This window comes from Paenibacillus sp. S28, from assembly GCF_016624415.1.
In the GTDB taxonomy this organism is placed as follows: domain Bacteria; phylum Bacillota; class Bacilli; order Paenibacillales; family Paenibacillaceae; genus Paenibacillus_AQ; species Paenibacillus_AQ favisporus.
The window spans coordinates 858514-880771 of record NZ_JACVTM010000001.1; the positions used below are offsets into that span (position 1 = coordinate 858514).

The window sequence follows — 22258 nt, forward strand, 5'->3', positions numbered from 1 at the left end:
TAAATGCGGTCTGGCTTCTTAGTAGGTGCGCCGATAGACGTTTTTTCTTATTTCCCTTTACGGGTTAATTTAGCGAGAGCATCCCATTGTTCCTCAGTGACGGAGCGAAGGTCATTGAATTCGCCCGCCCCCTGCAGCCATTCTCCACCGTCAATGGTGACCACTTCCCCATTAATATATCCCGCATAATCAGAAACCAGGAAGGCAGCCAAGTTCGCCAGCTCCTCTTTGTTCCCGACCCGGCGCAAAGGGACGCGATCGGTCATCTGCTGCTCCAGCTCCGGCGTGGGAGAGAGGCGGGACCATGCGCCTTCGGTTGGAAAGGGTCCGGGGGCGATCGCCACCTGGCGTATCCCGTAATGTGCCCATTCCACCGCAAGGGAACGGGTCAGTGCCAGCACGCCGGCTTTGGCCGCAGCGGATGGAACGACAAAAGCCGATCCGGTTGAAGCATAAGTCGTCACGATATTGAGCATGGTGCCTCCCTGGCCGCGGTCGATCCAGCGTTTGCCGATCTCCAGGGTCGCGTAGAACGTGCCGTGCAGAACGATGTTCAGCACCGCGTCTACGGCTCGAGGGGACAACCTTTCGGTGGGACTGATGAAATTGCCGGCGGCATTGTTGACGAGAATGTCAATCCGGCCGAAATGCCGTTCAACGGCATCCGCCAACTCCGCAATCTGTGCCGGTTCCCGAACGTCGCAAGGAGCATAGAATATTTTGTAACCGCTATCATTAAATTCTTCGGCTGTCTGCTTCAGCACTTCTTCCCGGCGCCCTGCGATCGCCAGTTTGGCACCAAGCCGCACGAACTTTTCACCCATGGCCCGGCCCAGACCCGTTGCTCCCCCGGTAATCAACACCACTTTGTCCTGTAACAAGTTCTGCGCAAAAGGTTCCATTTCGATTCCTCCCAAAATATATGCTGGAAAAGAATTCATACTGCTTAACTTCCACTATATCGGAACGGGAAAGCGGTGTATAGAGCAGCCTTTGCTATATGGGAAAAGGGCACTGATTCGATGTTATAAGTTTCATCTACCATCGGCGTACGTGCGGTTGTTCACTGAAGGTTTTTCCAGGTACAGGGGACATGGCGGTACCCGGCGGCATGATGAAATTCGGGTAGAAAAACCGCGGAAAATCGCTGAAACCCTTTTTATTGTTCACATTTTTGTCACATGTGGTTCTAAGCGCACGTTCGCCATAATAAGAAGAAGTAAACGCTTCAAACTAACATTCCTCAGCTTGTACCCTTCCTCCTAGCCCTTTTTCCCGTTGCGATGTCAAGGTCATTCACACATTATGTAAAGGAAGTGAAGAGACTTATGGCAATTATGCAGGGGCATGCCCAAAGACGTGCCCGAAACCCGCGAGCTGTTCGTCACGTCGGAATTTGTCTGATCCTCACGGTCGTTCTTTCGGTGTTTGGAATTCCTCCATTGCCTGTCTTTGCTGCGCCTCTCATCGCGATAGACCAGCCTTCTGGCCCCTTGGGGCCGGGATTGTCCCGGATTTCCGGAACGTTTTCAGGAGTGTATGACGTGGAACTCGCCGTAGGCGGCAATTCGCTCGTCAGTGCCCACATGGATGATCCGGAAGCGGACGGCAGCGGAAGCTGGTATGCCGACGTCGATTTCTCTAAGTACGACGGCCCGGTAGAACTGGCGGCTAGGGGAAAAGACAGCGTGACCCGCTATGTGGCCTGGTCTCCCTATATGTCGGTGGAGGTAAATAACCCGGGGGCCTCGCTCCCACAAGTGCAGATTACAAGCCCAGGCGAAACGAGCCCCGTGAAGGGGAGTGTCAATGTCCTCATTCAAGCAGGGGGCAAAAACCCGGTCAGCAACGTGCAAATACGGATTAACGGTGGAGAGTGGAAGGATGCGCCTCCCAAAGGATCAGGATACCAATTCAAGTGGAAGACAGCGGCTTATGCCGGACGGGTCAATAGCCTTGAAGCGAAAGCCGTGGATTCAAACGGAAATACAGGATACAGCAGCGCAAAATATGTGAAAGTCGTGAACGTATACAGCCAAGCAACGCTGCAGGAGGACCAGCAGGAGCAAGAGGGCTGGACAGAGCAGGATGCCCAGAATGATCAAGATGTTCAAACAGATCAAAATATTCAACAGAATGCCGAAACGGAACTGAATGTCCAGAAAGACCAGAGTGCTCAAATCGATCAAGATGTCCAAGGGCTGCAAAATAACGAAACTGCACAGGATGACTCAACAGCACAGGATAACTCAACGGCGCAGGATAACTCAACGGCACAGGATGCTTCAGCGGTACAAGATAACTTAACAGAGCAAGAGGTACCTCAAGCACAAGATGCCCCAACAACTCAAGATGACACCACGGTACAAGATGAGCTGACGCCTTCATCCTCGGAAAATTCAGTTAATGAAGTGATTCCGGATGAGGGGATGCAAATGAAAGCGAATTTTGGTTCAACGGAGGCTGAAGCAGCATCCAGTCCGACGACCATTACCCAGCAGGTGTACGGCCAGGATCGGGCCATGTGGATCTGGGAAAATGAATCGTACCCCCTGATCATGAACCCGGGTTCCCGTAATGTGCTGGATGCTATGGCATCCGACACGTCGACGTTCGGACAGAGACCGATCCGGACGTTGTACCTGGCGGTCGGACCCTATTTCGGCATGCGAATGCTGGAGGACAAACGGCCGGAGGTCAGGGATTTCGTCGGCTGGGCTCATGATAAGGGCTACCAGGTGCAGGCTTTGATCGCCGGCGGTACGACGCCGCCCTATTTCGGAGCCTATGCCCGTTACCGGACCCAGGCGGTGGTCGAGTTTGAAGGTATCCTGAATTATAATTTGTCCTCGGATCCAAAGGAGAGATTCGACGGTGTAAACATTGATACGGAGCCTTACAGCCTCGGTGATTTTAAAAGTGCCAAACCTTCGGTTCAGGTACAGTACCTTGACATGCTCAAGGCATTGATGGACCGCAAGCAGGCTTCCGGCCTGGACCTGCAAGTCGGGGCCGCCATCCCGCGCTGGTTCGACACATCGGTGGACGCCAGCAGCATCTCGTGGAACGGCTCGGTCAAATGGATGTCCCAGCACGTTCAGGATACGCTCGATTACATTTCGATTATGGACTACCGGGATCAGGCGGACGGCAGTGCAGGGATCATTGAACAAGCACGCGGAGAAATCGACTATGCGAATCAGATCGGCAAGCCGAATTCGGTCGTCATTGGCGTGGAAACGATCGATGTCGCCGACGGCGGCGATCCGGAGGCTATCAGCTTCTATGAGGAAGGCCGCACCTACATGGAGTCGGAACTGAACAAAGTGTACGCCGCTTTTGAAGGAGATCCTGCCTTCGGAGGGATCGCGCTCCATCATTACGGCAACCTGAGAATATTCCCGTCTGCATGGGGGCCGGGAGGCGTGTTCTGGCAGCCGCCGCAGGACAGCGAACCACCTTCAGCTGTTACGGGCACTCCGCAGGCAGCCGCCTTTGATTATCAGCGGGTCGATATCACCTACGGGCCGGCGTCCGACAACGCCACCGTGAAAGAGTACCGCATTTATCGTGGCACGGATGCGCAGTTTGAACCGGATCCAGCCCACCTTGCCGGTATATCGAACAAACTGAATTTCCGTGACGTCGGGCTGCTGCCGGATACGACATATGTCTATAAGGTAACGGCCGTCGATTCCTCCGGTAATGAAGGGCCTGCAAGCCAGCCGTTCTCCGCAACGACGGGGCATACCGATCTGAAGCCGATGATCGTGGGGCAAATGCAGATCACTTACGACGGGACCAAGGCGACCGTATCCCTGCAGGTCGTAGACAAAGAGACGGGAGCCGGGCTTCAGGCAACGGTTTACGGCCGGTTTACCTCTATGGGCGGAAAATATGTCGGTGGCGCCACGACAGCGACAGGTACGTACACCGCTTCATCCGAAGCGATCAATGCGGCTGCGGGTAAAGCCGGCTTTGCCGCCCGCAGAATCCTGGCGCACGGGTACTACTGGGCACAAGCTTATGATTCCCCCGACGGCCGATTCACGGAGTGGGGAGGATGACGCCGAGCTCGCAAAGGTAACGAGATCGATATGATCCAGATGGCTGGTATAACGAGAGGGCGCAGTGTTTGTTCTGCGTCCTTTTTTTCGCTTCATACGAAGCCCCATTTCTGTAAAGAAAATAGACACTCAATGATTTCGCTTCAAATATAAAGTGTACGAGAGATCACCTCACAAAAGCTTAAAAATCACACTTCGGCAAGGGATCTCACATTCTGTGGCGAAGGAGTAAGAAGGAGCGGAATGCATCCTAAAACTACATAAAAGGTGTGACTCAACTTTGACGAGACCGAATGTGATCGTGATTTACTGTGACGATTTGGGATACGGTGACTTGGGCTGCTACGGCTCCGATGCGATTCGCACGCCGCACTTGGATGCGCTTGCACAAGATGGGGCGCGTTTCACTAACTGGTACTCGAACTCACCGGTATGTTCACCGTCCCGGGCAGCCTTGCTGACGGGAAAGTATCCTGCAAAAACAGGTGTCAGCCATATTTTAGGAGGAAAGAGGGGGACGGGCGGATTAAAGGCCGACACCAAAACCCTTGCACAACACCTTAAAGAACATGGCTACCGGACAGCTTTATTCGGGAAATGGCATCTTGGATCCGCAGCGGACACCAAGCCCAATGCCAAAGGATTTGATGAATATTTCGGCTTCCAAGCCGGTTGCTTGGACTATTATTCCCACATTTTTTACTGGGGAATGCCGAGTGTGAATCCTGTGCACGATTTATGGAGCAACGACGAAGAGGTTTGGCGGGACGGCGAGTATCTGACGCATCTGATCACCGACAAATCCGTCGATTTTATCGAGGCAAGCCGGGGTGCCGGCAAGCCGTTTTTCTTGTATGCCGCTTATAATGCGCCTCATTACCCGATGCATGCGCCGGAAAAATACATGAAGCGCTACAGTCACCTCCCAAGGGACCGTCAGCTGATGGCAGCCATGATCTCGGCTGTTGATGACGGAGTCGGCGATATTGTGGCAGCGCTTAAACGGGTGGGGGCGTACGAAAACACCATTATTTTCTTCTCGAGCGACAATGGACCGTCTTCGGAGTCGCGCAATTACCTGGACGGAACAGAGGATGTGTACTATGGCGGAAGCGCAGGAATCTTCCGCGGACATAAAGGCAGCCTCTTCGAAGGCGGGATTCGGGAACCGGCCATCCTCATATATCCATCTATAATCGCTCCAGGACAGACGAAGGACGATGTCGGCATGATGGCCGACATCGTGCCGACCGTGATGGATCTCGCCGGTCTCCCCGTCCCCGCGGCGGAAGAGATCGACGGAAGCAGCATCGTGCCGATGCTGACACAAGGGGCAGGCACTCCACATGAGCAAATATGCTGGGAGTACGGCAGCCAGCTTGCGATTCGGGAGGGCAAATGGAAGCTTGTGCTTGGCGGCAAGCTCGACTTTGACCGCACCCAGCCGGACGACGTTCATTTGTCGGATTTGGAGGCGGACCCGGGCGAGCGGGTCAATCTGAAGGACGAGTTCCCGGAGATTGCGCAGCGATTGGAAAAAGATGTCCGGCAATGGTATGCCGCGCTTCTGTAGTTCTTCCTTGGGGTAATGAAACGTGAAGGATGCATCCGGGACAAAGTTCTCATTGTATTCGGACTTGAGATCAGAAATAATAGAAGGCTGGAGCTGTCATCTAGCAATGCCAGTTCATTAGATCCAAATCATAAAAGGAGTTGATCGTATGCCAACAATTCAAGTGGAAGGCAGAGAAGCGATTAGAGCAGAGGAAGGGCAGAAGCTAGTCCTGGCCCTGGAGGACAACGGGGTGGATATTTTGCACCGGTGCGGAGGAAATGCCAGATGCACGACCTGCCGGGTGGAAGTGTTGGAAGGCGATGCTGGCCCTGTCGGGGAAGCCGAAGCAGCCATTCTTACCACCAAAGGAATTCACGAGCCGAATGTCCGTCTGTCCTGCCAAATTCGGGTACATAACGACCTGACGGTCAAACCTGTGATGACGGTATCTGATTCCGGGATGGATCCTGGTAAAAGACCAGTAGACTAAGGAAATCGGGTCAAAACAGCCACATAATAAAACGGCTTTCTTTCCGCCTGGTAACGGGGAGAAAGTAAAACGGCTTTCTTTCCGCCAAATTCCGGGGAGAAAGCCGTTTTTCCGTTATTTTAACAGCCAGAGCGCCGGAACGTTCGGCGGTTCCCAGCCTGTCAGCGAGGTATGGGCCTGCCGGCATTCATAGGTCGCTCCGTTATAGGTAACGAGCGTGCCTGGTGTGTAAGCAACATTGGGTGCCCATGCCGCTGCGGATGAGGACGAAGCCGTCTTAGCAGTTGCCGCATTGCTGGCGGACGATTCATTTCCCGCCGCATCCACGGCGCGAACGGTAAACGTATAAGACGTGTCGGCCGCGAGTCCGCTGGCCGTGTAGGTCAGCGTCGTGCCGGATACGGTGCCTGCCAGCGTGCTTCCATTGTAGACCCGGTAGCCGGTTACGCCAACGTTATCTGTCGAAGCCGCCCATTTCAATTTAACCGTTCCCGAAGTTGGTGTACCGTCAACCTGCAGACCGGTTGGAGCGGAAGGTGGCTGGGTGTCCGGTGGATTTGTGCCGGATGTGGTGAATGTTACGGCACTGCTGGCATCCGAAGTGTTACCCGCAGCGTCTACGGCCCGAACTGTAAACGTATAAGATGTATTGGGTATAAGTCCGGTGACCTGATAACTGAGGACAGAACCTCCCGTTGTTGCAACAAGCGTGCCTCCGTTGTAGACCTTGTAGCTTGTCACGCCGACATTATCGCTCGAAGCCCCCCAGGTCAGTGTTGCTCCTGTTGACGTAATGGCAGATGCCTTCAAGCTGGAAGGCGCCGAGGGTGCCGTGGTATCCGGAGTGCCGCCGCCGCCGAAGTCCACATCAATGACATTGTAGAAGGCGTTGGCGGTGTCCGCGATTTCCCAAACGGCGAGGATCACCTGATATCCGGTGCGGCTGGGGACATTACAGGTGCTGGTATAGGTTGCTCCAGGCTGCACACCGTTATAATTTTCCGAACAGAATGGCGTCAGGTCAAAAGAATCTCTTGTGAGCGGCGCATTAGGATTCCAGTTCTGCTTCGTGATGTAATATTTCCAGCTGGTCGTCGCGTGTCTCGCCGTCAGAGTCCAGCTAAAGGTATTTGTGCCTGGAGAGAGGTTAACCTTGCTCCAGCGGGCCTGAGATTGTTCATCCAGCGTTGGAAAAGCTCCGTTGGCGCTGGCGATTTTACCGTCTGCCGGGCCTGCGGCAGGAAAGCCCTTCGGAGCTTCCAAGCTTTGAGGCTCATAGACAATCGGGCCGCAATTGGTGTTGGCACCCGTTTTGCATAAGTAAGCGCGGCTGCCGGGGGACTGGACATAACCATGCGCGGAAGCACGCTCCACAATCATCAACGTGCATAGCAGCGTGATCAAAGCTAAACTGCCTGCGAACAGCCATTTAAGCACTCCATGCTGTCGTAACCGAATCGTAGTCATCCAAATTTCCTCCTCTAATCCGAATATGAAAACAACATGTGTCATTCTGGCTGAAGATACCGCTTGGCCGTCCCACCCCCTTATAAGAAAATACATTCAACTTGCTTGGCCAGGGCCGACCTTGTGATCGGTCAGCTTTCGGAATGTTGGTTATATAAACTCGGCAGGCGAGCTTATATCGGAACATGGATGTCGATTTTTAATCAAGAAAATACATAAAAAATCAATATTTAGTAATAATTAGTATCGTTTAACACAACGATAAACCAATTAAGCCTCCCCCTCAATAATAAAAAACAACGATTTAGGTAGTGTTTGAGTGAATCGTTTCCGTCCATTCATAAAAAAATGCGAAATGCGGAAACCTAATTAAGTCCGCAATGTATTCATCTCCGAACTCATGCGCTTAATTTTTTTTGAAACCTATATTGTAATGGGAGGCCGCACAACAACATGTCCAATGTGTTAATGATCAAAGCGAATGACCGTCCGTTAGAGCAATCGGTTACGGTTCAAATGTATGAAACGTTCGTCAAAGCGTACCGAGACACCCATCCGGATGACGTGGTTACCGAGCTGGATTTGTTCGCCTTGAACCTGCCGAATTATGGGAACACGGCACTTACCGCTCTCTTCAAACGCAGCCAGGGACAGGAATTGACGCCAGAGGAGACGAATATCGCCGATTTGGTTCGCGTTCATATCGATCAATTTCTCGCCTCCGATAAGGTGGTTATCGCGTTCCCGCTATGGAACTACGCTGCACCTGCTCCGCTGATTACGTATCTGTCCTATTTGGCCCAAGCCGGAACCATGTTCCGATACACGCCCGAAGGCCCCGTCGGTCTAGCCGGGGGGCGTAAAGTGGTTCTGCTGAATGCCCGGGGCGGCATTTACTCCACGGAAGACATGGCTCCTTTTGAAGGGGCGATCCGGTTCGTGAAATCCAACTTGATGCTGTGGGGAATTACGCCGGAGGAAATCATTATCGAGGGTCATAACCAGATGCCTGCCGAAGCCAAGGACATTATTCAAAAGGGACTGGATCAAACAGCAAAATACGCTGTAACGTTTTAAACGAGTATAAAGAAAGCATTTCGGCTGTACGGCAGTCGGAATGCTTTTTTGTATTTTCTTCGGCAAAGGTTAAGGCAACCCACATTTTTCATAAAAAAATGAGTTGACAGAAAGCGCATTTCATCGACTATAATATGTAGACCGTTCGTTATAATTTTGAAAGGAGGTCATAAGCGCGATGACGGAAAAGCCCAATTCCCGTGAATCCATCGTGGAAACAGCAACACGTCTTTTTGCCAAACAGGGCTATCACGGAACGGGATTAAACCAAATTATCAAGGAAAGCCATTGCCCAAAAGGCTCACTGTATTATTATTTCCCAGAGGGTAAGGAGGAGCTTGCCCAAGAATGCATTTTACGGATTAAAAGTGCGGTATCCGACAAGTGGGAAGAGGCTTTTAACCGGTTCGACGATCCGTCTCAGGCCATTCAGCATTGCATCGATGTGATTGCGGCCGATGCCAAAGCCACCAATTTCGAAGGGTTTATCCCGCTCAGCTTCTGGAATGCGGTAGAAACCTCCTGCATCAGCAACTCCCTGAGGGAGGCATGTCAAGGCGTGCTTCAGGAGTGGGAGAGAGTCCTGACCACACGGCTGCAGGATGCTGGGGTAGAGCTGTCCCGTTCACAGGAAGCAGCGACAGTCATCCTTTCATTGCTCGAAGGATCGCTGCTGATTGCCCAGACGAACAAGGATACAGGACCGATATTCCTTGCTTCCAAATACGTCGGCATATTGCTGGACCGCCTTTTGGCTAAAAATACATCGGATGAAGCGCATAAAGAAAAATAAGACCGATTTAATAGAGAGATTACAGATATTAGAGAAAATAGATAGAGACATAGAGAGAGATAAGAGAGACATTGGACATATGACAGGAGGATGGGATTTGTGGAAGCAGCCGTACAGCATACGCAAGCTCAAATGCAAACGGAGAAAAAGTTTAAAGTTTTACCGATCATGATTTCGCTGCTCATTGCCGGATTTATCGGCATGTTCAGTGAAACGGCGCTGAATATCGCGCTTAGTGATTTGATGCAGGTCATGCATATCACGCCTTCAACAGCACAATGGCTGACAACCGGATACCTGCTGACCTTGGGCATTCTTGTCCCGGTGTCTGGATTGCTGCTGCAGTGGTTTACCACAAGGCAGCTATTTATTACCGCGCTCAGCTTTTCGATTGTCGGGACCCTGATTGCGGCGCTTGCGCCATCGTTTGAGTTTCTGATGGTGGCCCGCGTCGTGCAGGCGATTGGTACCGGCATCATGCTGCCGCTGATGTTTAATACGATTTTGGTCATTTTTCCGCCGGAGAAGCGGGGAGGCGCGATGGGAATCATCGGGCTGGTCATCATGTTTGCGCCGGCGATCGGACCGACGATCGCGGGTCTGTTGATCGAAAACCTCAGCTGGCACTGGATTTTCTGGCTGTCGCTTCCGTTTTTGATTCTGGCTCTGGTGTTCGGCATTGCGTTTATGCAAAATGTATCCAGCATCACCAAGCCAAAGATTGACCTGTTGTCCATCGTGCTGTCCACGATCGGATTCGGGGGCATCGTATTCGGCTTCAGCAGCGCGGGCGAAGGCAGCGGGGGATGGACGAGCACCAAAGTGATTGTGTCGCTGGTCATCGGCGTGGTCGGCTTGCTGCTGTTCGGATGGCGCCAGTTGTCGATGAAGCAGCCGATGATTAACCTGCGCGCGTTTAAATACCCGATGTTTTCGGTTGGCGTGGTCTTGATCTTTATCAGCATGATGATCATTCTGTCGTCGATGCTCGTACTGCCACTGTTCCTTCAGGGCGGTTTTGGCAAATCGGCCTTCTATGCCGGGCTGCTCATGCTACCGGGGGGGATCATCAACGGAATCATGTCGCCAGTGATGGGACGTCTGTTCGACAAATACGGCCCGAAATGGCTCGTGTTCCCCGGATTTCTGGTGGCTGCCGCAGCGCTGTGGTTCTTCTCGGGCGTAACGGCCGTGTCAGCTGCGTTTCTCGTGATCGTGCTTCACACGTGCCTGATGATCGGCATTTCGATGATCATGATGCCGGCGCAGACGAACGGGCTGAATCAGCTGCCGCGTGAATACTACCCGGACGGCACAGCCATCATGAACACGCTGCAGCAGGTAGCCGGTGCCATCGGCACAGCGCTTGCTGTCAGCGTGATGTCGGCAGGCCAGGAGCATTTCGCCGAAGCGCACCCCGGCGGCAATCCGCTTGATGCGTTAACTGCGGGGGTTTCGAATGCGTTTATGTTCGGGGTGATTATCGCAGTCATCGGATTTGTGATTGCACTGTTCATTAAGCGTGTACCCGTAAATCATCAAAAATGACAATAGAGAACGAAGCCTGGTATCGGTTGATACCGGGCTTTGTTTATATTTGAGGTATTGCTAAGCTTTAGCGGGCTGTCGTCAGAAAAATTGTCGCCCCAAGCTTCCTGGTATATAATGGGATACCAGTGGAGGTCCAATCGACGTTCATTGACGGATCTGCCTGAATCGATAGTCCATTCATGAGGTGATACACTTGAAGCAAACACCGCCCAAGCTTCCGCTGACCCTGGAGGAACGTGCCCATTTAAGAGCCTTTAAAGTGAAACTGAACGATATTGCCACCCTCGATACCGTACAGTTATCGCAAATGCTGGAAATCACCCGCGAACGCGCCAATATGCTAAAAAGTCTGGCCATGTTTCAATCCGTGCCCTCGATTGGCCCGAAAGTGGCCGCAAGGGTGGTTGGCATGGGATACTACTCGCTGGATGAGATTAAAGACCTGGACGGAGCGGACTTCATAGACAAAATGGAGGTGCATCTCGGATACTGGGAGGATCCTTGCCTGGAGGATGCTCTTCGCTGTCTGGTGCATCATGCCAACCATCCGGGCAGTGAGCGGCAATGGCCTGATTTTACCGAAGAAAGGAAAAAGTACCGGGAGCAATTCGGTTATCCGGCAACAAGGCCTGCAGCAGCTTGGTACGAACACCGGGGGAGTGAGCAACACGGAGCAAGTAAGGGGGAATAAGTTTGATTCAGCAAAAGGTTCATCATAAAGTAAACGATATCGAGGAAATAGAGCTGGAACTGACCCGGTTTAATGCAGGACGGGCGCTTTCCTCGCAAGACAAGCGTCTGGAAGAAATTCGAATCGGCGGTGCCCTGCTGTTAATCGAAGCTACCGGTCCGGATTCGCTCTACTACAATCGGGTGAAAGGATTCGGAATCGCGGATCTGGAGCATTTGGACCAAATTGTCAGCGAATACGAGCAAAGAAATGCCCGTCCTTGTTTTGATATGGCACCAACCCGGCTGAACGAGCAGGTTGCGCTGGCATTGCACCGCAAGGGATTTCTGCCCACAGATCAGCTGACATTTTTGGAGGCCGAGCCGGTTGAGGCTGCAATAGTGCATTCGGGCATCACCATTGAGCCGGTGGACGAAGGCAATGTCGACGTTTTGCTGGAGGCCGTCAGTGAGCTAATGGGAGGCGTTCCAGCTGATATTTTGGCGAGAAAAAAACGGTACTTTACCCTCCCTGTTTTTCGGAATTACCTCGCCTATTCGGATGGCCAGTTGGCCGGGATCGGATCGATGTTCATCCATACGGGGAAAGGCTATTTGGCCAACGATTATACCTTGCCCGCGTTTAGGGGCAGGGGATGTCAGACCGCGCTGATCCGCCATCGGTTGTCAGAGGCGAAGCGGACAGGCCTGTCGATAGTGTACACGGATGTGGAGTTCGGCTCTCCAAGTCATAACCATATGCTGGTCCAAGGGTTTAGGCATGTGTATACCAATTCTTTTTGGGTCAGAGACCAATAAAAACACTCCCTGCGGGGAGTGTTTTTTTGCCTACTCCTTGTACTGGTTTATGCTGTCTTGCAGCAGCTGGAGCACCAAATCCCTCAGCCGTGGCGGCGATACAACCTGCACATCCGGGCCAAATCGGAGCAACCTCCGGGCCGTAAACGGGAACTCCTCAAGCGGAACCGGGCCGCTCCACTGTCCGTCCGCAGCCGTATGCAAAATCGGGTCGTCTTTGGCAAGCCGCATACCAAAAGGGGTAAACCGCAGCACCACCTCGGCTTTGTCCCGATCATCGGTTGACTGCATCCACTCCGCTAGGGACGGCACTTCCGGATCGATTTCACCGGTTTTCTCCACACGCTGGATCCGGTCCACGCGAAAAAGGAGCGTCTTCTCCGGATTTCGCGCGGGCATGTACCAATATCCATTCTCAAAATAAATGCCAAAGGGGTACACGTTGTGCTCCTTATCGCCTTTGGAAGACTTATACACGATCCGGATTTCCTGTTTGGCGATCGAAGCTTCTAAAATTTCCGTCGTCCAAGGTGCAGGCTCATGCAGCTGTATCATTCGGAAAGAAATATGGCTGCGCATCTGATCGATGTTCGTCTGTACGTCGGAAGGCAGGGACCCGTAATACTGCACGGCTAGGTGGGAGCGGATCGCGTCAAAAGGGAAATCGGGCACCTTCTCCAGCATTTCGAGCATCAGAAACAAACCGAGCGCCTCGGTTCGGGTCAGCTGCAGCGGCGGCAGAATTCGGTTCTCCAGCGCTCGGTATCCGCCATGAGCCCCTTGTTCGCTGTACAGCGGAAAACCGATTTGCTGCAGGTAATCCAGGTCGCGCTGGATGGTCCGGACCGAGACGTTAAAACGCTCGGCCAATTCGCGGGCCGTAAACTTCTTCCGTGAGTCGATGATCCGCATCATGGCTAATCTCCGCTCATTCATGATATCCTCCTAATCACGTCAATTTATGTCGTAGTTACATTGTAACATATGAATAGAAGGGAGCGATAAAAAATGGAAAGCTCGAAAGTAGTGCTGTATCTCGCGGTTAGTCTGGACGGATATATTGCGCGATCGGACGGATCGGTGGACTGGCTGTTTGACGTTGAAGGCGCTTGGTTATACGCCAGCGATCTTGAATTACGATTTAAATTCGGCATTCACCGGATCCGTTATTAGCTTCTTTGCGGAAGACGCAGCAAACCAGGTTTTCTTCCATTGGCCTTTTGCTGCCAACACCACCAGCACACTTGCTAAGGCCACACCGCTCAGAATCAGAAACCCGGGCGTGTACGACCCGGTAGACTCGTACAATCCGCCGAGCACAAGCGGAAGCAGATAACCGCCGAACCCGCCGGCAGCGCCGACGATGCCTGTAACAATGCCGATCTCATCACGAAAACGCTGGGGCACAAGCTGGAAGACCGAGCCGTTGCCGGCACCCAGGCACATCATGCCGGCAAAAAGAAGGATGGAGATCACGTACAGCGGCGGCAGCGAGGAGACGCAGGCGAGCATGATGGCTGCCCCGGTATACAGGATGAGCAGCATGCGGACGCCTCCGATCCGATCGGACAAATACCCGCCCACCGGACGGAAGAGGCTGCCGGCGATGACGCATATGGTCGTAAAATCGGCGGCATGCACAGCCGAAAGATTATATTGCGTATGAAAAAAGATCGTCAGGTAATTGGTCAGACCGACAAAGCCGCCGAACGTAACACAGTACAGCCAGCAAAATAGCCAGGTATCCTTTTGCTTTAACACTGAGCCGTACTCGGACAATTTTTTGGGGGCAGGCTGGTTGGGGCTGTCTTTGGCAAAAATGCTGAAGAATATAAACACGATGACGATCGGGATCAAGGCGATGCCAAATACGGCTTCCCACCCTCCAAAATGCTGTGCCAGCCGGTTCGCGAACAGCGTGCTCAGCACCGTGCCGCTGTTCCCGGCTCCGGCGATGCCCATCGCCAGGCCTTGGTACTGCGGCGGATACCACCGGCTGGCAAGCGGAAGCGCAGCCGAGAACGAAGCCCCGGCAATGCCGAGCAGCAGGGCGATGACGTGCAGTTCGCCGAGCGAGTCTACGAACCGCCAGCCCCAGATCAGCGGCACCATCGTCAGCAGCATTCCGAGCTGTCCGGTGCGCTTCGGCCCGATATAATCGGTCAGGAAACCGAGGACCAGCCTTAATACCGAACCACCCAGCACCGGCAGCGCGACCAGGTTCGCTTTTTGGGACGCGGTCATCGGATAGTCCTCCATCATAATGACGCTTAGCGGCCCGAGGAGCACCCAAATCATAAAGCTGATGTCAAAATAGAAAAATGCGCTGAATAAAGACGGTTTATGCCCACTTTTCCAAAACGTCGTGCCTTCTTTCATCTCCATCTCCTCCATATCTTATATCGAATACAAAACAAAAAGCCGCAGATTGCCCATAAACGGACAACCAGCGGCCTCATTGCCATGGGAAGTATTCTTCCCGGATGAAAGATCACGTCTTTGTGATTTCGAAATGAATTATAGTGGAATGTAAAATGCGTGTCAATAAACTATACATAATTTTTGTTATCGGGACATGATTCATCGTTATTTTGGTGAATATTAGAATGTCGTGTAATATATGTTGACATTAATTTCATTTTCGATTATGCTCAGTTCAAATCCATTATCCGGTACAACGGTGTACCTGTTGGCTAACTGGCAATGACGCCCGTTCTCTTGATCTCCAAGGGACGGGTTTTTTCATTTTTAGGCCTGGCCTACACAGTTTTTTAGCGGAGGTGACTGCAATGGGGAAGCCTAGGCTTGTCGTAGTCGGCAACGGGATGGCAGGGATGAGATGCGTGGAGCATATATGCGATTTTGCGCCCGACCGGTATGAGATCACCGTGTTCGGAAATGAGCCCCATCCCAATTACAACCGGATCATGCTGTCGAAAGTGCTCCAAGGCGGAACAAATGTAGATGATATTACGATCCACGATTGGGATTGGTATACAGAACGGGGGATTTCCTTGTATACAGGAGAAACTGTACTTCGCGCCGATCCCGACCTGCAGCGGATTTACATGGAATCCGGGCGTGTGGAGCCTTATGACCGGCTGATTATTGCGACCGGCTCCTCGGCCTTTATGCCCAAAATCCCAGGCATTCACAAGCCGGGAGTGACGGCTTTCCGGAATATCGCGGATTGTGAGCGGATGATGGAAGCTTCTCGAACGTATAAGCATGCAGCTGTAATCGGCGGAGGACTGCTCGGATTGGAAGCGGCAAGGGGACTGCTAAACCTCGGCATGGAGGTCGATGTCATCCATAACGCTTTGTATCTGATGAACCGGCAGCTGGATGCCTCCGCAGCGGAGATGCTGAAGCGGGAGCTGACCCAGCAGGGGATGCGCTTTCTGGTTGAAAAACGTACGGAGCGTATTCTCGGCAGAAAGCGTGCGGAAGGCCTGCAGTTCTCTGACGGCAGCCGGCTTGGGGCTGACTTGATCGTTCTGGCTGTGGGCATTCGTCCGAACATTTCCGTAGCGGAAGCCAGCGGTATTCGCACAAACCGGGCGATTGTCGTGGATGATTATATGCAGACGAGTGCCGACCATGTATATGCCGTTGGGGAATGTGCAGAGCACCGCGGCATTGTCTACGGTCTGGTTGCTCCGTTATATGAGCAGGCCCGCATTCTCGCCATGCATTTATGCGGCCGGCACACGGAGCCTTATCCAGGATCAGTCCCTTATGCACAGCTTAAGGTGTCGGGCGTGGAGGTATTTTCCGCCGGGCTGATCCAGGGTGGAGATTGCGAAACGGCGCTGCAGCACTACGACGGCGTGAAAGGGACCTATAAGAAGGTGACGATGAAAAACGGCAGGATTGCCGGAGCTTTGCTCTTTGGCGACACTTCGGAAGGGACGGAGCTGTTGGATTATTTAAAGCGGCGGGCGCCGGTGTCCGCCTTGAAGGCGCAGCCTGCCGGGGGGGATTCTTCATTGGCCAAAACGGCCGAAGCTATGGGGGATCAGGATACGGTTTGCAATTGCAACAGTGTCACAAAAGCTGCCATTATGGAAGCCGCCGGTCTGGATGGGGCACAAACCGTGGACCAGATCCGGGAGCGGACCAAGGCGTCCGGTTCCTGCGGAGGCTGCAAGCCGATGGTGGCCGCCATCCTGGAGCTGGCGAAGTCCTCGGGAGGGAAGAAGCCGGCTCCGGCCGCTGCTCCTGTGCCGATCTGCGGCTGCACGGACATGGACCGTGCAGCGATCCGGGCCGCGCTGAATCCGGGGAGCGATACAAGCGCTCAAGCAGCCATGCTGCGTCTGGGCTGGAAGCGCCCGGAAGGCTGCCCGGTATGCCGATCGGCCGCCGCTTATTATCTCGGCATCCATCGCTCGGACGGCAGCGGAGGGCCCATGATCCGTGTGTCGGCAAGCTCGGTCGTCTCACCGGGAGTTCCACACTCGGAGTCCGGGCGGATCGTGCTCGAACTGGAGCGAAGAAGCATGGGGTGGTTCATGCCGGCACGGATAAGCATCGCGGTGTCTGCGGGTCCGCGCGACCCGGCGGGTGTCCTTGTGCATGATCTCGGTATCGGTGTATCCCCGGCCGGATGGGAATTGTACGCCGGCGGACATATGGAGCATCCGGTCAAGTCGGCACAACTGGTCGGTGTCCTGCCCGATGCCGGGGACATCATCGACATGGCTCTCGGCTGCCTTGCGCTGTACCGGGATTCCGCCTATTATCGGGAACCGGTGTGGGAGTGGCTGGAACGATACGGGCTCCAGCGTTTACGGGAGAAGCTGCTCGATCCCGATGAGCGCGAATCGCTGCTCGAAACGATAAGCATGGCCCGATCCGCAGGAATCGACGCACAATCCGATATACACTCTGAAGAAAGGACGGTGGGCATATGACGCTGACGATGAACACGCAGTGCCCTTTTTGCAGCGTGCAGTGCAAAATGACCGTAGAGATTGCACCCGGGGAGGCCAGGCAGCGATCGGGTTTTCAGGCGACGGGAGTCCCCAATGCCGCGTCCGAGGGGCGGCTGTGCGTGAAAGGGATGAACGCACACCAGCATGCTTCAAGCCGGGATCGCCTCCTGTATCCGTTGGTGCGGAAGAACGGAGAATTGGTCCGCGCCTCCTGGGAAGAGGCGTTGGACACCGTCGCAGCGCGGTTCTCGGCCATTCAGGAGACGTACGGCCTCGATGCCGTTGGGGTGTATGGCGGCGGTTCATTGACGAATGAAACGGCGTATGCACTCGGCAAATTCGCAAGAGTGGCCCTCCGGAGCCGGTATATCGACTATAACGGGAGATTTTGCATGTCGGCGGCGGCCTCGGCCGGGGTAAAGACGTTCGGGATCGACCGGGGGCTGACCAATCAGCTGTCGGAAATCCCTCTGGCCGAATGCATTATTCTCGCCGGCACGAACATCGCGGAGTGCCAGCCAACCCTCATGCCTTATTTTATCCGGGCGAAAGAGAATGGGGCATTCATCATCGTCATTGATCCCCGGGCAACCGCGACGGCGGAGCTGGCGGATCTTCATCTCCAGGTGAAGCCGGGAACCGACAGCGCTTTGGTGAGCGGTATGCTGAAGGTCATCTTGGACGAAAATTTGATCGACTCGGCATTTATTCAGAGCCGCACAAAGGATTTTGACCAGCTCAAGGCTGATTTGCTCCGAATAGATTTGGAAGGGGTTGCCGAGTTAACAGGCGTAAGCGTTGAGCAGATAAGAACCGCTGCCATGTCTTACGCCAAAGCGGGCACCGGCATGGTGTTTACTGCGCGCGGTGTGGAGCAGCATGCCGATGGGCATATGGCGGTCCGGAATTTTCTGAATATGGTTCTGGCCACCGGGAAAATCGGCAGGGAAGGCTGCGGCTACGGTGCCGTTACGGGCCAGGGGAACGGACAGGGCGGCCGAGAGCATGGACAGAAGGCGGATCAGCTGCCCGGCTACCGTTCGATCGAAAATGAAAACGACCGTGCGTTCGTGGCAAAGGTTTGGGGAATTCCGCCCGAAGAGCTCCCTGGAAAAGGGGTATCCGCCTATGAAATGATGGAGCTCGTACACCAGGAACAAATCAAAGCGTTATTCGTCATGGGCTCGAATCCGGTAGTTTCCAATCCCCATGCTTCTCTGGTGGAGGAGGGCATCCGGAAGCTCGATTTTCTCGTCGTCGCCGATATGTTTCTGTCCGAAACGGCAAAATACGCGGACGTTGTCCTGCCGGTCACTTCCTATATGGAAAACGAAGGGACACTGACGAATCTGGAAGGGCGCGTGCTGCTGAGGGAAGCAGCCAGACCGGCGCCGGGCGAGACGCGCCATGATTGGCAGATCTTGTGCTCGGTTGCGGAAAAGCTCGGCAGAGGGGCTTATTTTCCGTTTAAGGATGCAGAAGAAATTTTTAATGAGCTGAGAAAAGCCAGTCAGGGCGGGATTGCCGACTACTTCGGGATCACTTACGAACGCCTGCGGCGGGAAGAAGGCATTTACTGGCCGTGCCCGTCAACCGACCACCCGGGGACAGGGCGGCTGTTTGAATACTCCTTCGCTCACGCAGACGGACTTGCACGGTTTCAGACGGTACCTGTTGCTTCACAGGGCGAGGAAACGGACGGCGAATATCCGCTCATCATGACTAACGGCAGGGTGCTTCCGCATTATTTGACGGGCGTTCAAACCCGGCGCAGCCCGGTGCTCGCCGCAAAGTTCGTGGAGAGCTTCATGGAAATTCACCCGCTGACCGCGCGCAAGCACCGGATTGAAGACGGAGCGCTCGTACGCGTCAGTTCCAAACGGGGGACGGTTACCGTACGCAGCCGGTATTCTGACAAAATTCGTGAGGATACCGTATTTATTCCGATGCATTGGGGAGACGCACAGAACGTGAATTTGGCCACCAATCCGGAGCTTGATCCATACTGCAAGATGCCTGATTTCAAAGTCAGTGCCGTCCGGGTTCGGCCGCTTGCCGAAGAATGGCCAGAAGATGAGGGAGAGATCATCTAGAAAAAATACACCGCATATCTGAGTCCAACATTAGGTTTATCAACAAATTGGTCTGCTCCAAATCGCTGTGGATTGGCCCTTATTCCCGCCAATGACTCATGCTACAATAGCCGTGTCATGGAATTTACGATGCATGAAAGGGGAGAGGGCGCATGAATATTTTGATCGCAGGCGCTTCCGGAGCTGTCGGCCGTTTGCTGGTGCCGCGGCTGGTCCAGGCCGGCCATACGGTGACAGGTACGACTCATCGGCCGGAAAACATACAAGTCATTGAATCATTGGGAGCTAAAGCCCTCGTCGCGGATGCATTTGACCGGGATGCTACTGTTGCAGCAGTCCGCGAAGCAAGGCCGGAAGTCGTCATCCACCAGCTGACATCCCTCGGCAGCCGGGTTTTCGCGGAAAACTCCCGCATTCGGGTGGAAGGAACCCGTCATTTGGTCGATGCCGCCCGCGAAGCCGGCGTGAAACGAATCATTGTCCAGAGCATTGCGTGGGCTTATCAGCCGGGGGATGGTCCGGCGACAGAAAATGTACCTCTGGATGTCGAATCTGCGGATCCTTCCCGCAAACGTACCGTGGATGCCGTTGCTGCACTTGAGGAGACCGCAGCGGAAATTCCGGAGCATGTCATTCTTCGCTACGGGTTGTTTTATGGTCCCGGTACATGGTATACGAGCGGCGGGTATATGGCGGAAGAGGTGCGTGAGGGAAGAATGTCTGCCAATGAAGGAGTTTCCTCATTTGTACATGTGGAGGACGCCGGCCATGCCGCTTGCCAAGCGCTGGATTGGCCGTCCGGTGCTTATAATATTGTGGATGACGAGCCGGCAAGGGGTACCGATTGGCTCCCGATTTTTGCGGAGTCGGTCGGTGTTTCCCTGCTGCACACCGCTGCAGGTGAGGGGCAGCCTTGGGAACGTGGTGCGGCAAATGCCAAAGCACGCGGGCTGGGATGGAAACCGTTGTACCCCTCTTGGCGAACCGGTTTTCGAGGGAGTCATTAAAGCTTACGAAGTGCACGAATGCACCGCTTATCAGACATTGGACAGCCTGGGCTGTTCCGATGCTCTATAAGGGGTGCTTTTTTTGTCGGGGAAACCAGCGGTATTTGTGCTTGACTCTCACCTATACGTGAGGGTTTAGTATGGATATGGGAGGTGCTTAAGTTGATGTATAAAATTGGACAGTTGGCCAAGGAGGCCGGTATCTCCATCCGCACGCTGCGCTATTACGATGAAATGGGTATCCTGACCCCCTCTTTCGTATCTGATGCCGGATATCGGTACTACAACGAAGACGACATCATGAAGCTGCATCACATTACGACTTTGAAGCAGCTTGGTTTTACACTGGGACAAATCCGAAACGTCTTAGAGGCGGAAGCCGGGGGGGCTCACGCTGAAAAATGGACACACGCAATTCGGATGCAGCTTGATTTGCTCCAGGATGAAAAGCATCGCCTCGAGCTGCTCGAGCGCCGGCTGCTGACGACGCTGCGCACAATCGAGCTCCGGGGTGACGTCCCGGTGGAAGAACTGGTCCTGTTCATCCAGATGCTCCATTCAAGAGAAGCCGACTCGGCAGCAAAATCCGTCCAGCGGAACAACAGGGTTCGGCAGTTTGCTCCCGATGAGCTCCCGATTATCGAGAAGCTGCCGAAGATTGATGAGGATGATCCGCGGTCGGATGAATGGATCGGCCTGCTGCGGGACATTCATCGCCACATCGAAGAGCCGCCGGATTCACCGGCATCCAGACAGTTGGCACAGAGGCTGCTGACCATTGGCGAAGGGTGGTTTGATGGCAGGGAGGACGTGCTGGAGAAGTATTGGGAGTGGATTCGCCCCGAAGCCGGTGGAAGCGAAAAGGTCCTCGGACTGGATGAAGATACGGTGAACTACATCGACCGCATCGTCGACGAGTATCTGCGGCACGAGCAAGAGCAGCAAACGGATAAGACGAAAGGAAGGGATCGAAATGAATGAGCAAGCAAAAACCGCGACGCCAGCGAAACCCGTGAAACCGCGCAAACCGTTAAGCAAAAACCAGGCGTGGGCTTATGTGGCGATCGGGGGAATCCTCGAAATCGTCTGGGCTTCAGGCTTCAAATATGTGGAGATTCCCTCCGTTATCGTGCTGATTGCCCTGCTGACGAGCTTTGAGCTGGTCATCCGTGCAGCGAAGGTTCTGCCGGTCGGGACAACCTACGCCGTTTTTGCCGGGATCGGCACGATCGGAACCGTGGTTGTGGAAGCTGTTTATTCCGGTGGTATTGGCCTGCTGAAAGTCGGCATTATTTTGCTCTTATTGCTGTTTATCATCGGATTAAAACTTACCAGCGGGGAGGAACACAGCTAATGGCTTGGGTGCTGCTTATTGCTGCCGGATTGCTTGAAATTGTCGGCGTGATCGGAATCAAAAGGGTATCGGAACAAAATAACTGGACCAATAACCTCATTCTTATCGGCGGTTTCATCGCGAGCTTTTCATTGCTGGTCAGAGCGATCGAGTCGATCCCTCTGTCGACGGCTTATGCGATCTGGACCGGGATCGGTTCGGTTGGAGCGGCCGTTGTGGGCATGATGTTTTTCAAGGAATCAAAAACGCCGGTACGCCTGTTTTGTATCATGGGCGTCATCGGTTGTGTCATCGGGCTTCGGCTTGTTGAGTAAACCGCAGCATATCTGAATAAGGCATCAATGCAAAACCTCGCTTTGCGGGGTTTTTTGTGCTGAAA

At 53.8% G+C, this 22258-nt stretch carries 18 protein-coding genes and 1 pseudogene; 15 read left to right on the forward strand and 4 right to left on the reverse strand.

The window, feature by feature from the left end; all coding sequences use genetic code 11:
* Positions 1-47 precede the first annotated feature (47 nt).
* Positions 48-902 carry an SDR family oxidoreductase gene (locus IAE55_RS03750; RefSeq protein WP_145164272.1) on the reverse strand — a complete coding sequence of 285 codons (855 nt, stop codon included), beginning with the start codon at positions 900-902 and terminating at the stop codon, positions 48-50.
* A gap of 642 nt (positions 903-1544) precedes the next feature.
* Between IAE55_RS03750 and IAE55_RS03755 the strand changes: the two genes are divergently transcribed.
* From IAE55_RS03755 to IAE55_RS03765, 3 genes are all read left to right on the forward strand, one after another.
* Positions 1545-4067, forward strand: a complete 2523-nt coding sequence (locus tag IAE55_RS03755) for an Ig-like domain-containing protein (RefSeq protein WP_200630971.1) — start codon at positions 1545-1547, stop codon at positions 4065-4067.
* Positions 4068-4347: 280 nt separating this feature from the next.
* Positions 4348-5640 carry a sulfatase-like hydrolase/transferase gene (locus IAE55_RS03760; protein ID WP_200630972.1) on the forward strand — a complete coding sequence of 431 codons (1293 nt, stop codon included), beginning with the start codon at positions 4348-4350 and terminating at the stop codon, positions 5638-5640.
* A gap of 148 nt (positions 5641-5788) precedes the next feature.
* Complete coding sequence (locus tag IAE55_RS03765) at positions 5789-6112, forward strand: 2Fe-2S iron-sulfur cluster-binding protein (RefSeq protein ID WP_105442905.1); 324 nt, start codon at positions 5789-5791, stop codon at positions 6110-6112.
* Positions 6113-6226: 114 nt separating this feature from the next.
* On the opposite strand, the gene IAE55_RS03770 is transcribed toward IAE55_RS03765, so the two are convergent.
* On the reverse strand, positions 6227-7579 hold the full coding sequence (locus IAE55_RS03770) for a lytic polysaccharide monooxygenase (protein WP_200630973.1): 1353 nt from the start codon (positions 7577-7579) through the stop codon (positions 6227-6229).
* Positions 7580-8032: 453 nt separating this feature from the next.
* On the opposite strand from IAE55_RS03770, the gene IAE55_RS03775 reads away from it, so the two are divergent.
* From IAE55_RS03775 to IAE55_RS03795, 5 genes are all read left to right on the forward strand, one after another.
* Positions 8033-8656, forward strand: a complete 624-nt coding sequence (locus IAE55_RS03775) for an FMN-dependent NADH-azoreductase (RefSeq protein ID WP_145164280.1) — start codon at positions 8033-8035, stop codon at positions 8654-8656.
* 178 nt (positions 8657-8834) lie between these two features.
* Positions 8835-9449, forward strand: coding sequence for a TetR/AcrR family transcriptional regulator (locus tag IAE55_RS03780; RefSeq protein ID WP_145164281.1), 615 nt, complete (start codon positions 8835-8837; stop codon positions 9447-9449).
* Positions 9450-9581: 132 nt separating this feature from the next.
* On the forward strand, positions 9582-10997 hold the full coding sequence (locus IAE55_RS03785; protein ID WP_145164483.1) for a DHA2 family efflux MFS transporter permease subunit: 1416 nt from the start codon (positions 9582-9584) through the stop codon (positions 10995-10997).
* Between the two features lie 187 nt (positions 10998-11184).
* Positions 11185-11691 (forward strand): helix-hairpin-helix domain-containing protein, encoded by a 507-nt coding sequence (locus tag IAE55_RS03790; RefSeq protein WP_325168597.1) that lies wholly within the window; start codon positions 11185-11187, stop codon positions 11689-11691.
* A 2-nt stretch (positions 11692-11693) separates the two neighbouring features.
* Entirely contained in the window at positions 11694-12488 is a 795-nt protein-coding gene (locus IAE55_RS03795) for a GNAT family N-acetyltransferase (RefSeq protein WP_200630975.1), read from the forward strand.
* Between the two features lie 30 nt (positions 12489-12518).
* Here IAE55_RS03795 and IAE55_RS03800 read toward each other — a convergent pair whose 3' ends face one another.
* Positions 12519-13424, reverse strand: coding sequence for a helix-turn-helix transcriptional regulator (locus tag IAE55_RS03800; protein ID WP_200630976.1), 906 nt, complete (start codon positions 13422-13424; stop codon positions 12519-12521).
* 72 nt (positions 13425-13496) lie between these two features.
* Here IAE55_RS03800 and IAE55_RS03805 point away from each other — a divergent pair.
* Positions 13497-13595 (forward strand): annotated as a pseudogene (locus IAE55_RS03805) (dihydrofolate reductase family protein); the annotation flags it as partial.
* 27 nt (positions 13596-13622) lie between these two features.
* Here the strand turns inward: IAE55_RS03805 and IAE55_RS03810 are convergent.
* Positions 13623-14867 carry a nitrate/nitrite transporter gene (locus tag IAE55_RS03810; RefSeq protein WP_145164289.1) on the reverse strand — a complete coding sequence of 415 codons (1245 nt, stop codon included), beginning with the start codon at positions 14865-14867 and terminating at the stop codon, positions 13623-13625.
* Positions 14868-15277: 410 nt separating this feature from the next.
* Between IAE55_RS03810 and nirB the strand changes: the two genes are divergently transcribed.
* From nirB to IAE55_RS03840, 6 genes are all read left to right on the forward strand, one after another.
* Positions 15278-17404, forward strand: a complete 2127-nt coding sequence (gene nirB / locus IAE55_RS03815) for a nitrite reductase large subunit NirB (RefSeq protein WP_145164290.1) — start codon at positions 15278-15280, stop codon at positions 17402-17404.
* Positions 17401-19518, forward strand: coding sequence for an assimilatory nitrate reductase catalytic subunit NasC (gene nasC / locus IAE55_RS03820; RefSeq protein ID WP_234489261.1), 2118 nt, complete (start codon positions 17401-17403; stop codon positions 19516-19518). The genes nirB and nasC overlap by 4 nt, the downstream gene beginning before the upstream one ends.
* Positions 19519-19670: 152 nt before the next feature.
* The gene (locus IAE55_RS03825) at positions 19671-20525 is read left to right on the forward strand and encodes an NAD-dependent epimerase/dehydratase family protein (protein WP_200630977.1); all 855 of its coding nucleotides are present in this window, start codon (positions 19671-19673) and stop codon (positions 20523-20525) included.
* 165 nt (positions 20526-20690) lie between these two features.
* Positions 20691-21506 (forward strand): MerR family transcriptional regulator, encoded by an 816-nt coding sequence (locus tag IAE55_RS03830; RefSeq protein ID WP_145164294.1) that lies wholly within the window; start codon positions 20691-20693, stop codon positions 21504-21506.
* Positions 21499-21879: a DMT family transporter gene (locus IAE55_RS03835; RefSeq protein WP_145164296.1), complete on the forward strand. Its 381-nt coding sequence runs from the start codon at positions 21499-21501 to the stop codon at positions 21877-21879. Before IAE55_RS03830 ends, IAE55_RS03835 begins: the two co-directional genes overlap by 8 nt.
* Positions 21879-22193 carry a DMT family transporter gene (locus tag IAE55_RS03840; protein WP_145164298.1) on the forward strand — a complete coding sequence of 105 codons (315 nt, stop codon included), beginning with the start codon at positions 21879-21881 and terminating at the stop codon, positions 22191-22193. The genes IAE55_RS03835 and IAE55_RS03840 overlap by 1 nt, the downstream gene beginning before the upstream one ends.
* The last annotated feature ends 65 nt before the right edge of the window (positions 22194-22258 follow it).

Coding starts and splice junctions, on each gene's coding strand:
- IAE55_RS03750 (WP_145164272.1), bottom strand. CDS start 902: ATGGAACCTTTTGCGCAGAACTTGTTACAGGACAAAGTGGTGTTGATT.
- IAE55_RS03765 (WP_105442905.1), top strand. CDS start 5,789: ATGCCAACAATTCAAGTGGAAGGCAGAGAAGCGATTAGAGCAGAGGAA.
- IAE55_RS03770 (WP_200630973.1), bottom strand. CDS start 7,579: ATGACTACGATTCGGTTACGACAGCATGGAGTGCTTAAATGGCTGTTC.
- IAE55_RS03775 (WP_145164280.1), top strand. CDS start 8,033: ATGTCCAATGTGTTAATGATCAAAGCGAATGACCGTCCGTTAGAGCAA.
- IAE55_RS03780 (WP_145164281.1), top strand. CDS start 8,835: ATGACGGAAAAGCCCAATTCCCGTGAATCCATCGTGGAAACAGCAACA.
- IAE55_RS03785 (WP_145164483.1), top strand. CDS start 9,582: ATGCAAACGGAGAAAAAGTTTAAAGTTTTACCGATCATGATTTCGCTG.
- IAE55_RS03800 (WP_200630976.1), bottom strand. CDS start 13,424: ATGAATGAGCGGAGATTAGCCATGATGCGGATCATCGACTCACGGAAG.
- IAE55_RS03810 (WP_145164289.1), bottom strand. CDS start 14,867: ATGAAAGAAGGCACGACGTTTTGGAAAAGTGGGCATAAACCGTCTTTA.
- nirB (WP_145164290.1), top strand. CDS start 15,278: ATGGGGAAGCCTAGGCTTGTCGTAGTCGGCAACGGGATGGCAGGGATG.
- nasC (WP_234489261.1), top strand. CDS start 17,401: ATGACGCTGACGATGAACACGCAGTGCCCTTTTTGCAGCGTGCAGTGC.
- IAE55_RS03825 (WP_200630977.1), top strand. CDS start 19,671: ATGAATATTTTGATCGCAGGCGCTTCCGGAGCTGTCGGCCGTTTGCTG.
- IAE55_RS03830 (WP_145164294.1), top strand. CDS start 20,691: ATGTATAAAATTGGACAGTTGGCCAAGGAGGCCGGTATCTCCATCCGC.
- IAE55_RS03835 (WP_145164296.1), top strand. CDS start 21,499: ATGAATGAGCAAGCAAAAACCGCGACGCCAGCGAAACCCGTGAAACCG.
- IAE55_RS03840 (WP_145164298.1), top strand. CDS start 21,879: ATGGCTTGGGTGCTGCTTATTGCTGCCGGATTGCTTGAAATTGTCGGC.